11 protein-coding genes and 2 pseudogenes are annotated in these 16,421 nt (G+C 65.7%); 9 read left to right on the forward strand and 4 right to left on the reverse strand.

Annotation, left to right across the window (positions count from 1 at the left end; genetic code table 11):
- Nucleotides 1-45: 45 nt before the first annotated feature.
- From ABS772_RS19775 to ABS772_RS19795, 5 genes and pseudogenes are all read left to right on the forward strand, one after another.
- Nucleotides 46-2,127, forward strand: coding sequence for an AAA family ATPase (locus tag ABS772_RS19775; RefSeq protein WP_003596813.1), 2,082 nt, complete (start codon nucleotides 46-48; stop codon nucleotides 2,125-2,127).
- Between the two features lie 144 nt (nucleotides 2,128-2,271).
- The gene (locus tag ABS772_RS19780; protein WP_350396474.1) at nucleotides 2,272-3,156 is read left to right on the forward strand and encodes a 3'-5' exonuclease; all 885 of its coding nucleotides are present in this window, start codon (nucleotides 2,272-2,274) and stop codon (nucleotides 3,154-3,156) included.
- Between the two features lie 221 nt (nucleotides 3,157-3,377).
- Nucleotides 3,378-3,857: pseudogene (locus tag ABS772_RS19785) on the forward strand (hypothetical protein); the annotation flags it as partial.
- Nucleotides 3,858-5,886: 2,029 nt separating this feature from the next.
- Nucleotides 5,887-6,969, forward strand: a pseudogene (locus ABS772_RS19790) (IS630 family transposase).
- 66 nt (nucleotides 6,970-7,035) lie between these two features.
- Nucleotides 7,036-7,284: a hypothetical protein gene (locus tag ABS772_RS19795; RefSeq protein WP_003596801.1), complete on the forward strand. Its 249-nt coding sequence runs from the start codon at nucleotides 7,036-7,038 to the stop codon at nucleotides 7,282-7,284.
- Nucleotides 7,285-7,374: 90 nt separating this feature from the next.
- Here the strand turns inward: ABS772_RS19795 and ABS772_RS19800 are convergent, their stop codons facing one another.
- Entirely contained in the window at nucleotides 7,375-7,506 is a 132-nt protein-coding gene (locus ABS772_RS19800; RefSeq protein WP_276518062.1) for a hypothetical protein, read from the reverse strand.
- Between the two features lie 1,709 nt (nucleotides 7,507-9,215).
- Between ABS772_RS19800 and ABS772_RS19805 the strand changes: the two genes are divergently transcribed.
- Entirely contained in the window at nucleotides 9,216-11,804 is a 2,589-nt protein-coding gene (locus tag ABS772_RS19805) for a recombinase family protein (protein ID WP_003596798.1), read from the forward strand.
- A 167-nt stretch (nucleotides 11,805-11,971) separates the two neighbouring features.
- Here the strand turns inward: ABS772_RS19805 and ABS772_RS19810 are convergent, their stop codons facing one another.
- The 3 genes from ABS772_RS19810 to arsH all read right to left on the reverse strand — a co-directional run bounded on the left by ABS772_RS19810 (nucleotide 11,972) and on the right by arsH (nucleotide 15,064).
- Nucleotides 11,972-12,409, reverse strand: coding sequence for an EamA family transporter (locus ABS772_RS19810; RefSeq protein WP_003596796.1), 438 nt, complete (start codon nucleotides 12,407-12,409; stop codon nucleotides 11,972-11,974).
- 305 nt (nucleotides 12,410-12,714) lie between these two features.
- Entirely contained in the window at nucleotides 12,715-14,055 is a 1,341-nt protein-coding gene (locus ABS772_RS19815; RefSeq protein WP_003596795.1) for an anti-phage deoxyguanosine triphosphatase, read from the reverse strand.
- 262 nt (nucleotides 14,056-14,317) lie between these two features.
- Nucleotides 14,318-15,064, reverse strand: coding sequence for an arsenical resistance protein ArsH (arsH, locus tag ABS772_RS19820; protein WP_017484361.1), 747 nt, complete (start codon nucleotides 15,062-15,064; stop codon nucleotides 14,318-14,320).
- 50 nt (nucleotides 15,065-15,114) lie between these two features.
- On the opposite strand from arsH, the gene ABS772_RS19825 reads away from it, so the two are divergent.
- From ABS772_RS19825 to arsC, 3 genes are read left to right on the forward strand one after another with little or no spacing between them, the layout of a single operon-like run.
- Complete coding sequence (locus ABS772_RS19825) at nucleotides 15,115-15,474, forward strand: ArsR/SmtB family transcription factor (RefSeq protein WP_003596793.1); 360 nt, start codon at nucleotides 15,115-15,117, stop codon at nucleotides 15,472-15,474.
- Complete coding sequence (locus ABS772_RS19830; protein ID WP_003596792.1) at nucleotides 15,467-15,994, forward strand: arsenate reductase ArsC; 528 nt, start codon at nucleotides 15,467-15,469, stop codon at nucleotides 15,992-15,994. Before ABS772_RS19825 ends, ABS772_RS19830 begins: the two co-directional genes overlap by 8 nt.
- On the forward strand, nucleotides 15,994-16,419 hold the full coding sequence (gene arsC / locus ABS772_RS19835) for an arsenate reductase (glutaredoxin) (protein ID WP_003596791.1): 426 nt from the start codon (nucleotides 15,994-15,996) through the stop codon (nucleotides 16,417-16,419). The genes ABS772_RS19830 and arsC overlap by 1 nt, the downstream gene beginning before the upstream one ends.
- Nucleotides 16,420-16,421: the final 2 nt, after the last annotated feature.

The raw sequence follows: 16,421 nt of genomic DNA on the forward strand, positions 1-16,421 counted from the left end.
ATCGGCCCCCCACCATCGAAGTCCCGTGCGAAGCCGGAGGATGCCATGCCCGAACCGAACGAGGCGGCCTGCGCGATGGCGCGCGCCTTCGTCGAGGCGTTGCGGAAGGAAGCCGCGAGCCCGGATCCATCATGGTGCCTGGACGAAGCCGAGCTCGACGCGCTCGCGCTCGGCCGGCGGGAGGCATCACTCATGCCCCGGCTGGCCGCCGACGTCGTGGCCGCCGCGGTCATGCTGGGGCGCGCGTTCGCTCCGGCAGGACCTCCCGCGGCCGATGACGGCTTCCCCGTCCTACTGGTGCGCGTATCCTCTCCGGATTGGGTGGAGCCGATGCGGTGCGTCGTGGGACCCTGCCTCCTCGGACTGGGATGGAGGGTTCGGGATGGCGAGGGCGGGCGCGGGGCCTGGAACGACCGCAGCCGGCGGGAGGTCGTCGTGTTCGCGCGTGACGGGGCCTCGCGCGAGCATAGGCCCGACCGCGGCAACGAAACCGTCGGCGCGGCCGTGGTCGCCGGCGTCCCGCTCATCGGCGTCGCGTCGGATCCCGCCAGGACGCTGCCGCGCGACTTCCTGCGCGCCGTCGACCGGGAGGTTCTCGTCGCTCCGCTCGACGCCGAGGTGCTGAGCCTGGTGATCGAGGCGGTGACCGGCGAGGTTCCGCCCCTCGCCGCGCTCGGGGACTGCGTGGCGGTCCGGGCCGCCGCCGACCTTCGGCTCGGTATCCGCCCGGGTCGCGGGGCATCCGAGGCCCTGGAGCGCCTCGGGCGTTCGCGCCTGCGAGAGAGGCAGCGCACCGCGAACGCGCCCCGCCTTGAGGACTCGCTCGGTCTCGGAGCCGCCCGGGATTGGGGGCTCGGCCTGGTGGCGGACCTACGGTCGTGGCACGAGGGGATCATCCCGTTCGCCGCCTGTGAATCGGCCGCCCTCGTCAGCGGGCCGCCCGGCACGGGCAAAACACGGTTCGCGGCGGCCCTGGCCCGAAGCGCGAACCTACCGCTTCATCCGGGCTCCCTCGCGCAGTGGCAGGGCTCCCGTGACGGACATCTTGGCCATACCCTGGGCGCCATGCGGCAGTTCTTCGAGGAAGCGCGGCGGTCGCCTTGCGTGGTCCTGATCGACGAGCTCGATTCCTTTGGAGATAGGAATACTTTCTCAGAACATCATCGCGATTACTCCAGCCAGGTCGTCAACGCCCTCCTGGAACACCTCGACGGCGCCGTCGGCCGCGAAGGGGTCGTCGTCGTCGGCACGACCAACCATCCTTCGAGGATCGATCCTGCGATCTTGCGCTCGGGGCGGCTTGAACGGCACTTTCGGATCGAGCTTCCCGGTCTCGACGCGCTGACCGGCATGCTGGTCCAGTATCTCGGGACCGACGCCGATGACCTCGACCTTGCGCCGGTGGTCCCGCTGCTGCGGGGCATGACGGGTGCCGACGTCGAGGCGCTGGTGCGGCGGGCGCGTGGCAGCGCGCGACGGGCCGGCCGCACCCTCACGGTGGACGACATCCTGGCAGGCTCCTCGGATGGGACGCCGGCGCTCGGGGATGGGCTCCGGATGCGCTGCGCCGTCCACGAGGCCGGGCATGCGGTCGCGCTCCTGGCCAGCGGCGCGAGCGGACCGGTGACGCTAACCATCGCCCCGACCGGCGGCCTGACCGAGCATGCGCTCGTCGATGCCTACGGAGCCCTGACCGAGGGCGACTTCGAACGGTCCCTGGTGATGATCCTGTCGGGCCGCGCGGCCGAGGAGGTGCTCCTGGGCGACGTCTCCGCCGGCGCGGTCTCGGATCTCGCCGAGGCGACCCGATGCGCCGCGGCGATGGAGGCGTCGTGGGGGTTCTCGGCCGATTTCCCGCTGCTGTCCCTGGCCCCCGCCCAGGACATCGACCTGGCCCGGATGCCCTGGCTGATGCGCCCGGTCCTTGAGCGGCTCCGGCTGGCCTACGAGCGCGCGTGCGACCTCATGCGGACCGAGCGCCTCGCCCTCGAACGGATCGCGGAGGCCCTGTTCCGCACGGCCTACCTCGACGACGCGGCCATTCGGGCGTTGTTCTCGGGAAAGGCCGCCTCCCCCCGACGCCGCGCCGGTCCGGGCCGCGGTGCCCACCGCACGCACGACATCTGAAGTGGAGAGGCCATGACGTCCTTCGTACGCCGACCGATTGCATGCCGGGACCCGTCCGCGTCGCGCTCACCCGCCCGTCGCCCGCTCGCGGAACGGACGTTGTTCGACGCCGCCTCACCCGGGGCGGAGCCGCGCCCTGACACCATGCGACATCCCTTGCGCCGCCGCGACTTCGACAAGGGCAGCCCGGACACGTTGATGATGCTCGACATCGAGACCGTTCCGGACCCGATCCTAACGCCCGCGGATTGGCCGGCCGACCGGTTTCCAAAGGCCATGTGGCATCAGGTCGTCGCCATCTCGGTGATCGAGGCGGGGGTCGGTCGGGAGCCGGGCACGGGGGTCGAGACCTACGAGTTGCGGTCCTGCCGCAGCGGCGGCGAACCGGGATGGGACGAGGCACGTCTGCTGCGCGCCTTCTGGCGGCTTTTCGAGGGGGGACGCTACAGGCTCGTCACCTGGAACGGCAGGGCGTTCGACATGCCGGTGGTCCTCGCCCGCTCGTTGATGCACGGTCTCGCGGCCCCCGCATGGTTTCTTCGCGGAACGCGCTGGGCCAATTACGGGCAGCGCTACGCCCAGGACTGGCACCTCGACCTCATGGATGCGATCTCAGCCTTCGGGGCGGCCTCGCGTCTCACCCTGGAGGAGGCTGCGGCGGCGGTCGGCGCACCGGGCAAGATGGGCGAGCACGGGTCCTGCGTCGCCGAATTGGTCGCGCGCGACGAACTCGGTCGGGTGCGGGACTACTGCGAGACCGACGTGGCGAACCTCTACGTCATCTTCATGCGCTGGGCGCATCTGACGGGCAGGACGGATGCCGCGGGCCACGATGCAGCCGTGGAGGGATTCCTGCGCTACCTCGATGCGGAGGGGCCGGCCCGCCCGCACTTGGCGGCCTTCGCGCAGGAATGGCGACGGACTGGATCGCGCGCGCCGATGCATGTGGGTCGAACGACCGGGTCGGGTGCGGTGGTGGCTGGTCCGGACACCTGTCACGGAGCTCGACGGAGCTCGCTTGGGGCCTGAGGGCCGGGTCGCGGAGTAGCCAATCCTCGGGATGCCCCATGAGCGGGCGGCGGGACGCAGGTCCCGCGCCCGGATCCGCCGGTCCGGCGTGAGACCGCGATAAAACCGGGCGTTAGCCACGAGTGAGTCGAAGGCGTCGAAAGCCATCGGGGTAAATCGACCGTAATGGCTGGCGTGCGAAGGATCGGGCAACGGCCAGCAAGCCCAGGGGGGAACAGCCGATGACCCTGCCGCGCCTTTCGCGACCACTTGAATATAGCCGCGCTTGGGTGGCGCTCGGGGTCCTGGCACCTATCGGCGTGCTGATCGTGTCGGCGTCGATGCTCCTCGATCTTCGTCGCGATGCCTGGGACAAGGCCGAGCAGACCTCCAGGAACCTCATGCAGGTCATCGAACGCGACATCGCCCGCAACGTCGAGATCATCGACCTTTCGCTGCGGGCCGTCGTCGACAACCTGCGCGCGCCCGAGACCGCGGAAGCGAGCCCGAAGGCACGGCAGATGATCCTGTTCGACCGTGCCGCGAGCGCCAGGGACCTCGGCGTGATGCTGGTCCTGGACGGGAACGGCGACAGCAGCCTCGTGATCACTCAGAACCAGTACGCTGCCTGTGTCGCTGCTCGCTCAGACGTGATCACCGCGCAAACCCAGCTTCAGACAACCGAAGCCTTGAGCATTGCGGTCGAGCTCAGCCGGGCGACACTGACGACGAACAAATGAAGACTATGAGAAGTCGCCTCGCAGATGATGACGCAACTAGATCGCAAAATCGATATCAGACTGAGCCGAAACCGGATCTACCGTTGAGCATCCGGCCCCGACGACAAATAATAGTATAGCAGGCACACTCGACCGTGCTCAGTAACCGTAGTGGTAATCAAAGCTCGGAGCGTAACCACAACCGTAGTGGCCGTAGTATGGGCTGTGCGCCACGAGCCCATCGAGCGCCAAGCCACCGATCAATCCAGCTGCAACGGGGACCCCGTAGTAACCCCGCCTATGGCCGTAATGTCCGTGTCCTCTGCGGTAGCCGCGACCGCTATAGTAGCGGCGCCCATAGCCAAAACCACCATACCCATAAGTGCGACCGTGGCCGCCATAGTACCTGTGGCCTCCGCCATGGCCGCCATAAAACCCATGTCCTCCGCCATAGCCGCCATGATGGCCTTCAGCCTGGGCCGCACTCGGAATGGCCACGAGGCTGATGACGAGCGTGACCGTCAGAAGGCCGACACTCAGTGCCGTCTTCACCCTACCAAGACGAGCCATAACTATTTCTCCTTTGCGTTGCGCGTCCCTTCCCGAAGACTCGTTTGAGCGGGTCAAGGCCCTCTGCCTTGCCCAACGCCTGAACGCACGGGTGCGATCCGGCAGGCTCTGCTGAATGGTGTTTTCATCCCACCTCGCCCGCGCGCTTGGCAGGAGCGTTCCATCACATGACTTCGAAGAAAGCAAATAAGGTGAAGAGTTATACAGTAATAAAAATATATTTTATAGCCACAGCTAAGCTGTAAATTCCCCTTGTTTGTACGTCAGCTTCAGAAGCAACTGAATTGATCTGTGCTAGTCGGCCTAGACAATATCGTTGAAATGTAGACGAGGGGCGACCTGTAATGGCCACCCGTCGCTTATTCACAGCTCTTTTTATCTCAAGGCGTCAGTGACGTTCCCGCGGGGCATCGCCATGGTGTCCCTCTCGACGCTCTTCGTGGTGCTCTCTGCGAGGTTCATGATGGCCGCCCTCGCTACGCTCTTCGACAACGCGTCGTCCGTGGCTATCGCCTTCCACCCGAACCCCGCCCGGATTGACATCGATATGCTGAGCGAAGACTGCTGTTGGAGATACGGCAAAGGCCGCAGCGATCATTGCTCTTGCTGACTTTTTCATCACGACATCATTCTCCTGTGCTCGGATTTGGAAGAAAAAACATGGCTGTGCTTTGCTTCCGGATCGGATTTCGTTACGTCGGAGAATTATTCTGAGTAACGAACTATTTGCCGTCATCCGATGACTGAGTCCCGCCAACCTCGCCTAATGCTTGGGCTCAAGACAATCTTTGCGGGATCAAGCTTCTAGTTTGTGTCCCTAGTGGCCACCACCCCTGTGATGACCGCCGCCACCCGAGCGTCCGTGCCCACCGGAATAGCCATGTCGCCGACCGCCGCCGTGCCCACTGTACGATCTGCGATGTCCGCCGCCATAGCCGTGCCGACCGCCGCCACCGTGACCGCCGTAGCCGCCACCATGACCGCGGGAATGACCGTAGCCATGGCCTTGGGCGGCTGCCGGTTCGGGGATTGTTGCCAAGCCAAAGCCTAGTGCGAGCGCAGCAAAGCCAGCGATGAGTGAGGCTCTGAATTTAGACGTACGTGTCATGGAATAAACTCCGCAATTACGGGGATCGATTTCGTGTGGCGACCTTGGCAGGTTCAACGACCGCCGCCGAAGACGATGTGAACAGCGAGCGGCGGCGGGTGCGCATTTCCTACAGGCACGTAACGCTCGACGGGACGGAAAAGTCGAAGTCTCGTTCCAAAATGATCCGCAAACGGCCGTTTTCGGCGCAAAGCCGGCGACGAGCGAGGCAACCAGGAATTGCTGCGCTTAAATTGTCCCGCATCTCTGCTGCACAATCAGCGTACCCATAATACCAATCGGTACGGGTGAGGACTCGCGGGTTTACGCGGAAGCGGCGGATGTGATTCGATGTGGCAAGCTAGGAGGTTTGCCATGTCGAAGGCCGTGGATCTGCGCGAGGATTTCGATGCGGATACCCTGCGACGTCTGGCGCGGAAGAGCCGCGATGCCGGTCAGAGCCGGCGGCTTCTCGCGCTGGCCGCGATCTACGAGGGTGGGAGCCGGACGCAGGCCTCGCGGATCGGCGCGGTCGGCCTGCAGACGGTGCGCGACTGGGTGCTGGCCTTCAACGCGGCCGGGCCGGACGGCCTGATCGAGCGCAAGAAGCCCGGCCCGCGGTTCAAGCTCGACGCGGCCCAGCGGCAGGCGCTCGCGGTTGCCATCGAGGAAGGGCCGGACCTGCAACGGGACGGCGTGGTGCGCTGGCGGCTGAAGGACTTGGCGGCTTGGCTGTTCGCGCGCTTCGGCGTCAGCCTCGACGAGAGCAGTGTCGGACGGGAGGTGAAGCGGATGGGCTATGCCAAGCTGTCGGCCCGTCCGCGCCATCATCAGCAGGACCCGGCGGCGCTGACGGCGTTTAAAAAAACCTCCCCGCCCGCGTGAGCGCGATCCGCGCCCAACTGCCAGTCGACACGCCGCTCGAACTCTGGTGGCAGGACGTCCTTCGAGAGCCTCAGGATGAGAGCCCGCGTCGGTCAGAAGAACACGGTCCCGCGCCGGTGGGCGCGCAAGGGCAGCCGGCCCACGGCGCCCAAGGATCAGCGCACGGCGTCCGCCTACATCTTCGGGGCGATCTGTCCCGAGAAGGGCAAGGACGCCGGTCTCGTCCTGCCCCGCTGCGCCACACCGGCCATGAACGCGCATCTGGCCGAAATCAGCCGCGCCGTCGATCCCGGCGCGCACGCCGTCCAAATCCTCGACGGCGCCGGCTGGCACGTCGCCGCCGACCTCGTCGTCCCCGACAACTTCACCTTGCTGACGCTGCCGTCTCATGCGCCCGAACTCAACCCGGTCGAGAATGTCTGGCAGTTCCTGCGCGAGAACTGGCTCGGCGACCGGATCTTCGACTCCTACGAGGACATCCTCGATCAATGCTGCGAGGCTTGGAACAAGCTCGTCGCACAGCCTTGGATGATCATGTCGCTCGGACTGCGCGAATGGGCCTATCGGTTATGAACCATGCCGATTGGTATTAGCCGGCGCTTGGACCACGTGCGTTCTGAGGAGTTCTGGGATCGCGTGATGCACGAAGCCTACGAGATCCTGCCTGCGCAAGGCAGCATGTCGGTTGCGGACATCATGGTTCGGCTGCGAATGACGACGCTGAAGGGCGGCCGCTTGGTCAAGGAAGCGCTATCCGAGGGGATGCCGCGCAAGAAGATCGAGATCAGCGTCGAATACGAGCGATACTTCCAGAGGGTTGGCAAGGACGCCTATGCGCGCCTCCCAGGCTGGGACGGCGCGCTGGGCAAGCGGACGCGCGCCGGGTAGGGTTGGCGAAGTGTCCGGCGCCTCCCGAGAGCGCCGGCGGGCTAAACTCACCTGGACCTCAGGAAGGATTGGCGCAGCTTCGGCCCTGCGTCACCAAAGGTCCTCCTCGTCGAGACGCTGCAGGGCCGAAACATGCAGCCGCAAGCTGTCCGATAGCTCGCCTCGGACCAAGGCGAGGTCCCCGAGTTCGTCGAACGCGACGTCGAGCAGTTCGGGACCCATCACCTCGACGAAGGCTCCTTGGGTCTCCTCATCGTATTCGGTGGATTCGACGACGCGATCTGATACCGCCCTCAGCCTGCCCAACCGTTCCCTGGTCGGCGGAAGGCGCCGGCGTGTGGCCCTTCCGGTTGAGCTTGACGGAGCCTTATCCTGCTCAACGTCGCGCGGACTCGCGTGCCTCATCGTCTCACTCCCGTTGCTAGAGTGCGCTTCGTGTCTGGGGAACCGGAGTCGTAAATCGTCTGACACCGGTCGCGGCCATGTGCTCGCGGTCGGTGCGGTTGATCTGCAGGGCGGGGCAGCCTACCGCCCGGGGGACTTCGACGTCGCGATACCGTCCGACCACTGGCGCAGGGGCAGCCAAACCCTATCGGCACTTGGCGGCACCAGCGTCGTATTTATATCGCCAGTATATTCTACCGCCGATCCGCCTGCTTGACCATCACCCTCGCCGCGCCGGACCAGGATGGTCGTGTCGACCTGTGGATTGCGGGAACTTCGGTAAGGGGAATTCGGCAACGGCCCGGCAGCACCGACGACAGGCATAGGGTCAGTGCTCTCCGGGATGGCCCTGGGGGCCATCGGTTCCCACGTCATCTCGGTCAGCGGCTGTGCTTTTGCTCCTCAGGAGCAGGCCGATTGCTCCGAGCCTAGCCGCCCGGCAAACGTCGTGAATGCCCTTCACGGGCTGCTTGGTACGGACCGAAGCCGACGCCCTGGACACCTGCCCGTACCGACGGAGCATTCGCAACGGGGACTGGGACGACAAGGTCGGAGGTGGCGCTCGCGGATATCGCAAGTCAGGTGGCGGTTCCGCGGCGTCGTAACGCGCCATACCGCTTCCGCATCGACCTTTGAGGTTCATTGAGAACGGAAACGGTCTCTTGCAACTGGACAGGCTACCTTCGGCACCGCGTGCGGCCGCGATGCCCTTTCGTCCCGTCGGTCGCCGCACATGGCGACGAGTTCCGGATCGGCCTCCGGTATTGCAGTTGTATATACCTGCGGTATAATTAGAGACTTCACCCACGTTTCGTCGATGCGGCGCGGCCGTCCCAGAAGGGGCGGCCGACGCGCGTTTCTCGTACGCCAGCCGCCATGCGCGATCCAGGGGTAATTTCAATGGAACAGGGGGAGCGAACGATGTCGTTCGGCATCCAGAGGTTTCGGGGCGAATCGTCCAGTTCAGGACGGCCGCTCACGGTCTTAGACGCATTGTTCGAGGGCTTGGTGGGGATGGCCGCCGAACGGTCGGACGCCCAAAGGCTGGTCGCGCGCGGACAGAATAGGAAAGTTGCCGGTCGGGACTTGTACGCGGGCGACCTGGAATTAGATGTCGCCGTGACGCGAAATGCTCCGGCCAGGATGCGAAATTCACGTCGCGATGGTGCAGCGGAGACCCGGCCCCGTGGACGGGAGAGACGAAAATCACGGCCAAGCGCCCGAAGTCGCTTGTCGGCGGGAGCGAGCCGAAGCGTACGTGGCGTCGCGCGGCATGGATTCGAACGCCGGTCGCTACCGGGATGCCTGGAAGGATGACCGCTTGCGACCCGGCCAGGTGCGTCGAGGAGAACGTGACGGTCTCGGGCGGAGTCAAAGGAAAGCCATCCGGCGCACCGAGATGGACGTAAAGCGAACCCGCGCACGTCCCGGCTATCGCGTCCTCAGGCAAGCAATTCTCCCTTCTCTTCGCATGGAGCGGCGTTGCGATGGCCCACGGTGAACGGACGACCGACCTGATGCCTGGCGCCGTGGATCTGCGGCAGGTGGTCGATACGACGGCATTGTGCCCTCTGGACCGGTTGGCCCTTCGACGGAACCTGGATGTCGAACGCCGTGACGGCTTCGGCCCACCGGACAAGCTTGTGCCCGTGGGCCTCTACGCTCGCTACTCGTCTAATAAGCAGAAGGAGATGAGCATCGAGCGTCAGGTCAAGGTTGTAACCGCTTACATGAGGAAGCTTGGTTACGCGATTTACGTGCTGTATGACGACCCTGCTCGAAGTGCCCGATCAATGCGTGATCGTGAAAGCCTGCAGCGTTTGCTCGAAGACTGTCGGTCTGGCAAGATAAAAGTCATCATGGTTGAGGACTTTGACCGGTGGTCCCGCGAAACTTACGATGCGGTCGAAGTATGCGAGGAATTGAATGAGCTTGGCGTGGAATTTCATAGCGCCGGCGACTTCAAGGCACTGAACAAGAAGGAGGTCATCGAAGCGGCACTCAAGGCCGAGGCGGATCGGGACCGTCGCACCCTGATCATGGGCATGGGCAGGTTCCAGCACGCTGCCCAGGGCGGCGCCCATTCCGGTGCGTTCTTCGGATATCGGTACGGCGAAGAAAGGGGCTTCCTCGTGCGTCACCCCGAGGAAGAGAAGACCATATTTTCAATCTTTGAAATGGCAGCCGCGGGAATTTCCTACCGAAGCATCGGCCGGATCATGAAGGAACGCGGGGTTGCAGGACCGACGAAGGATTGCAGATGGACGAAATCGACCGTTGCGAACGTTTTGGGCCAGTTGGCCTATACGGGTAGATGGTACTATCCATTTACCTTGAATACGTTCGACCGCAAATCGGGGAAGGTCACCGTCCAGCGTCGGCATCCGAGCGAGATGACGCGCAACTACTTCGATCACCTTCGAATTGTGCCAGACGATCTGTTTTTCGCTGTCAACGAGAAGCGACGCCCCCGGGGGAAGCAGAAGTTCGAGCACAGCCACTTCTTGGCCGGAAAGGCGACGTGCGACTGCGCCGGGGTCGAAGGCCAGCGGTTCACCTTGGGTGGTCGACAGCTAACCTGCAACGTCTGGTCGGACGGGGGCTGCTGCCCGGCGAGGCGTCACTCCGTTATGCACGAGACCGTGGAGCGCGCCGTCCTCACCGCCGTTTGCGGCAAGCTGCGGTCCTTCGTCGGCGAGGAGGATTTCGCGGCTGCCGTCGACCGCTCGCTACGTGAGGCCTCCGCCGCCCGCCGCGCCGCCCGTGCGGATGTTGCGCGTAAGATTGCGGTCACCCGCGAACAGCTTCGCCGGGCGCTCGTCAAGGAGCTTGAATCGACCTATCCATCCGACCTGTTGTCCGAGGAGAGGAGCCGGCTGACGGGGGAGCTCGCAGACCTTCAGGCCCGTTCGGCGGGCCTCGCCGAACTGCCCGAGGTGGACGAAGCCGGTGAGAGGCTTCGAACACTTTCCGCCACGTTGGATCACCTTATCGAGCGGGTGCCATTCAGGGCCTTGACGGAGGCGGAGGCGAAGGTCTCCGCCGCCCTTGCCCGCCTCGTCCAGCGGGTGGTGGTCATACGGGATGGCCGGCCGGCGGGGACCTTGGGCCTGGCCATCCACCTGGACTTCTTGGCGTTCCTACAGGAGGACGGGAGCTGCGGCTCGCCCGGTGTTAGCTTGGACGTGATCCATGTCGATGTCGAGCAGCCGATGGGACGCCATGTCCGCCTTCGCGAAGACGCCCAGCGGCTTATGGCAACCGGAGGTTATCGGATCGACGACGCGCGTTGGGCCCTCGTCGCCAAGCACCTCCCGGACGTCACGGGCCACAGGAATGACTCGCGCCACATCCCGACGCGGGCTCTGGTCGACGCCCTCCTGCTCCGGCTCCGGACGGGCCTGCCTTTGCTGTCGGCGGCGTTCGGCGACGCGCTGGAGATGCGGCGTGCACTCTCGCGGTTCGTCTATGCCGCAGGGGACCAGATCCTGATTGACCTCCTTCGCGAGGCGGACCCTTCCTTCGTGGCCGGACTGGACCTCGGTCCGGTCGAGGCCGCGCGGGCGCGCTGGAAGGTTGGCGGTGATGATTGGCGCAAGCGCAGGGGGCCGGCCGCACGCTTCCACGCCCTGAATGGCCAGGATGCGCTCACCGACGAGCAATGGCTGGCCTCGAAGCCGCTGTTGCATTCGTCCATCGAGATCTCGTTCAAGGGCACCCCGGGCATTCCCGGCCGGCTGCTTCTGGAGGCGGTGATCCTGGCGCTGCGGACCGGCCTCTCATGGCGCAGGATGCCGGAGCGGTTCGGTGACGAACGGAACCTCACGAATTCCGTGCGCCGGCTGGTCCGCAGCGGAAGTTGGGACCGGTTGCTGGAGCTATGGGCGCTGCGCTTCCCTGAGCTTCTCGATGACTTGGATGTCGGGCGCTTGGCCAATATGCTCCGGGGTTCGGCGCAGTGGCAGGGCCCGTCACCCAGGCGCTCGCGCTACGCCAGGAACGGCGGCGTGGCCCCGGCCGTCCATCGAGCGCGCCGACGCAAGTCGCCTGCCGGGCGGAAGAGGGACGCGGCCTAGGCGCCGCCAGCCGTGTTCTTGGACGGCGAGCGTCAAGGGTCTGGACGTTGGGCGCAGGAACGAATGCAGAGAGTGCTCGATGGCGATCGGCCAACGCCCGTGCTGGTCGCGGCGTCCCGGGCGCTATCCTGCGTACGCCTCCGGGCGAAAGGGCACGCGGCCAGCCTTCAGCTCCTGTAGGCGACCAGGATCGTGCCGGCCGCTATCAGACCGACGCCCAACCAGTTGGGGACGGTCAGGCGTTCTCCGAGGAAGATGGTCGCGAAGACCGCCACCAGGACGACGCTCAACTTGTCGATGGGCGCCACGCGGGCGGCATCCCCGAGCTTCAGGGCGCGGAAGTAACAGAGCCACGATCCACCGGTGGCGAGCCCCGATAGGACAAGAAACAGGTATGTTCGTCCCGAAACTGAATCGAGTGGTTGCCATTGGCCCGTGCCGGCCAAAAGCGCGCCGAGGACGCACAGGATCACCACCGTACGGATGAAGGTGGCGAAGTCCGAGTTGATGTTCTCTATCCCGATCTTGGCAAAGATCGCCGTCAGCGCGGCAAATGCCGCCGAGAACAACGCCCAGAACTGCCAGGAGGCCAGCACGGCTTTCATGGGCATCTCCGAAAGTCGGAAACGAAAGGGGTCGTGACGAGCAGCCGCCGAACCGAGCAACATGCAACGCTGTTCGACGGTCTTATGCGGATGCCGATGATCCACGGCGCCGTAGCGCTGCCGCGCCCCGGCAAGATGGAGCGGGGCGAGGCTGCCGCCTCAGCATTCCGCCGGCGCCGGAAGGGAGGTCGTCCCGGTCTGCCCGCCCCTTCGGCATCGGTGAGGCCCTCACGCATCTGGGGTTGACGTGGGCCGGGAGCAGGAAGGAATCACGGGTTGCTCGCTTAAACCGGGCGGCGGGTCGGTCAGAGGCGGTCGAACACGGAACCCATCCTCGGGCTGAACAAGCGCTCGTAAGTGCGCATGAGGAAGGCGTCGGTCATGCCGGCCACGTGGTCGCAGATTACGCGCCGACCGTCAGGCGCCTTTTCGTACGCCTCGTAGGTCGACCGCGGCAGGAACGACTTCGGCTCCGAGGCGAGGGCCTCGAACACCGCGACGACCATACCCTGACCCTTGAATTCGAGGTGCTGGACCCCCGGGCTGCGAATGACGACCTCCCGGACCAGTTCCTTCAGCGCTTCCAGGAAGGTGTTCGCTCCGGCTTCGATGGCAGCCCGATATCGAACGAGGGGCTCGTCGAACTCCTCCCTGGTCTCGATCACGCAGTTCGTGATCAGGTGATGGACCATCCGGCCGATGCACCTCTTCCGGGTATCGCCGGCACCGAACAGCCGATCAAGGAATCCCTCATAGACGTTGTTGCCGAACTCCTCCGGGTATTTCTCCTTGAGACTGTTGAGGAAACTTGAGCTCTTCTCCTCGGTCACGTGCGCTTCGAAATCCACCTGCGTTACCAGGCCAAGGGCGAGGGCATCCTCCAGGTCATGGATGCCGAAGCCGATGTCGTCGGCGACGTCCATGATGCTGCAATCGAACGACTTGTGGAGGGGCTTGCGGTGCTTGCCCTCTTGATCGCGGGCCTCGGTGAAGGCGTTGCGGTCCTTTTCGCTGAGTGGGGCGAGGATCCAGTCGACGACGTCTTGCTCGCAATCCAGGTAGCACTTGGGCGGCTTGGAGGCCTCGCGGTCGATGATCCGGATCGACTCCGGGCCGACGTGGAGGGCGGGGCGGATGTCCGCGTTCATCGCGAGGCTGAAGGGCACGGGATACTTCAGAACCCCGAGCAGGGTGCGCCGCATCAGGTTCGCGCCGGCGGCCTTGGAGAACTTTTCCAGCCTGGACAGGATGCGCAGGGTCTGGCCGTTGCCCTCGAAACCGCCGGCACCGCGCATGCAGAAATTCAGGGCGACCTCGCCGCCGTGGCCGAACGGGGGGTGGCCGAGGTCGTGGGTCATGCCCACGGCCTGGATCATGCTGAGGTCCGGGATGTATTGCCGGGCGGAATGGTCGGCATAAACCTTCTCGAACCGCCGCGCGATCCCGCCGGCGATCTGCGCGACCTCAAGCGAATGGGTGAGCCTCGTCCGGTAGAAGTCGCTGTCGCCGAGGTTCAGGATTTGCGTCTTGCCCTGCAAACGCCGGAACGACGCGGAGTGGATGACCCGGCTGTAATCGGTGGCGGCCCCATCGCGGGCGTCGTCGGCCTGGGCCTGCCATGGTTCGCGGCGGTCGTACCAATCCATATGCAATCACTTTCGCGGCTAAACTCGATCCAGGCAGCCGGTACCTCTCGGCTGCGCTGGGTACCAACGGAAAGCGTCGATGCCGCCGCGGTTCCTTGCACACGGCGCCTCCGTCCTCTTAGGAGCCTTGGCAGTTGGATGTGCGGGTCTTCCACCGTCGGTGTTTCGAGCCGCGGGACAAGGGCCGCTACGCCCGTAAGGGAGGCTGACAGCGCAATCCGCAGGCCGGGACCGAGGCTCGCTCCACGGGGGAACGGTCCGTCTACCGCTGCACGAACCCGATGTCGGCGGCGACGCCCTTGAGGCGCTCGGGCTCGCGCTCCTTACGCTCGGAGTAGCGGTCGACGAGGTAGTCGGCCCGTCCACGCATCAGGAGAGTGAACTTCATCAGCTCCTCGCAGACGTCCACCACCCGGTCGTAGAGCGGCCCGGGCTTCATTCGGCCGGCGTCATCGAACTCCTTGTAGGCCATCGGCACCGACGACTGGTTCGGGATGGTGATCATCCGCATCCAGCGCCCCAGCACCCGCAGGCTGTTGACCGCATTGAAACTCTGCGATCCGCCCGAGACCTGCATCACCGCAAGCGTCCGCCCCTGCGTCGGGCGCACCGAGCCCTCGCTCAGCGGCAGCCAGTCGACCTGGGCCTTCATCACCCCGGTCATGTTGCCGTGCCGCTCCGGGCTGACCCAGACCTGCCCCTCCGACCAGATCGAGAGCTGCCGGAGTTCCTGCACCTTCGGATGTTCGACGGGCGCGTCGTCGGGCAGCGGTAGCCCGTCCGCGTGGAATATGCGGACCTCCCCGCCCATCGCCTCCAGCAGCCGTGCCGCCTCGTAGGCCAGGAACCGGCTGAAGGACCGATCCCGGAGCGACCCGTAGAGGACGAGGAATCGAGGCGCATGGTCGAGCGGCGTCGGCGGCGCCATCCGTTCCTCGGTCGGCACCTCGAAATGCGCCTCGGAGAGGTTCGGCACCCCGTCGGCGAACGGCTGCTGGGGCTTGTCCAAGGCGCTTAACTCCTCTATGTTTCAACGATAGTTGATATGTAGGTCATTCGATGGACGAACGGCAAGCCCTCGCCGCCTTCGCCGCCCTCGGCCAGGAGCATAGGCTCCGGGTCGTGCGCGCCCTGGTCACCGCCGGTCCGGGCGGCCTCGCCGCGGGCGTCCTCGCCGAGACGGTGAACGTCGCCGGCAACAACCTGTCCTTCCACCTGAAGGAGCTCTCGCACGCCGGGCTGATCACCTCCCGGCGCGAGGGCAAGTCGGTCATCTACAGCGCCGCCTACGCCGGCCTGTCCGACCTCGTCCAGTTCCTCATGCGTGACTGCTGCCAGGGCCACCCCGAGGTGTGCGCCCCGGCCGTCGCCGCGCTCGCCGCCTGCGACTGCACCACCGGGGACACCCTCCATGCCTGAGCCAGTCTACAACGTCCTGTTCCTCTGCACCGGCAACTCGGCCCGCTCGATCCTGGCCGAGGCCATGCTCAAAAAGGAGGGCGGCGGGCGCTTCCGCGCCTTCTCGGCCGGCAGCCGACCGAAGGGCGAGCCGCACTCGCTGGCGCTGCAGGTCCTGCGGGAAAGCGACTACCCGACGGAGGGCCTGCGCTCGAAGTCGTGGGACGAGTTCGCCGGTCCCGAAGTCCCCGTCATGGATTTCGTCTTCACCGTCTGTGACAACGCCGCCGGCGAGACGTGCCCGTACTGGCCGGGCCAGCCGGTGACGGCCCACTGGGGCATCGAGGACCCCGCCGCGGCGGAGGGCTCGGAGATGGAGCGCAAGCGCGCCTTCGTCACCGCCCAGCGCTACCTCAAGAATCGGATCGCGGCCTTCGTCGCCCTGCCGCTCGGCAGCCTCGACCAGGTCGCCCTGTCGTCGAAGGTCCGCGAGATCGGCCAGATGGCCGGCGCGACCTCGGCCCGCCCGGAGGTCGCGTGATGGACGTCGTCATCTACCACAACCCCGCCTGCGGCACGTCCCGCAACACCCTGGCGATGATCCGCAACGCCGGCATCGAGCCGCACGTGGTCGAGTACCTGAAGACGCCACCGAACCGGGCGCTCCTCAAGCAGATGCTCGCCCGCGCGGGCCTCTCGGTCCGGGATGTCCTGCGCGAGAAGGGCACGCCCTACGCCGAGCTCGGCCTCGCCGACCCGGCGCTGACCGACGAGCAACTCCTCGACGCGGTCGAGGCGCACCCCGTCCTGCTCAACCGCCCGCTGGTCGTCAGCCCCAAGGGTGTGCGCCTGTGCCGCCCATCCGAGGCGGTGCTGGACCTCCTCCCCGCCCAGCAGGGGGAGTTCGTGAAGGAGGACGGCGAGCGCGTGGTCGACGAGCGCGGCCGCCGCGTCGCCACCGCTTGAGG

The sequence above is a fragment of the Methylorubrum podarium genome, from assembly GCF_040270385.1.
In the GTDB taxonomy this organism is placed as follows: domain Bacteria; phylum Pseudomonadota; class Alphaproteobacteria; order Rhizobiales; family Beijerinckiaceae; genus Methylobacterium; species Methylobacterium podarium.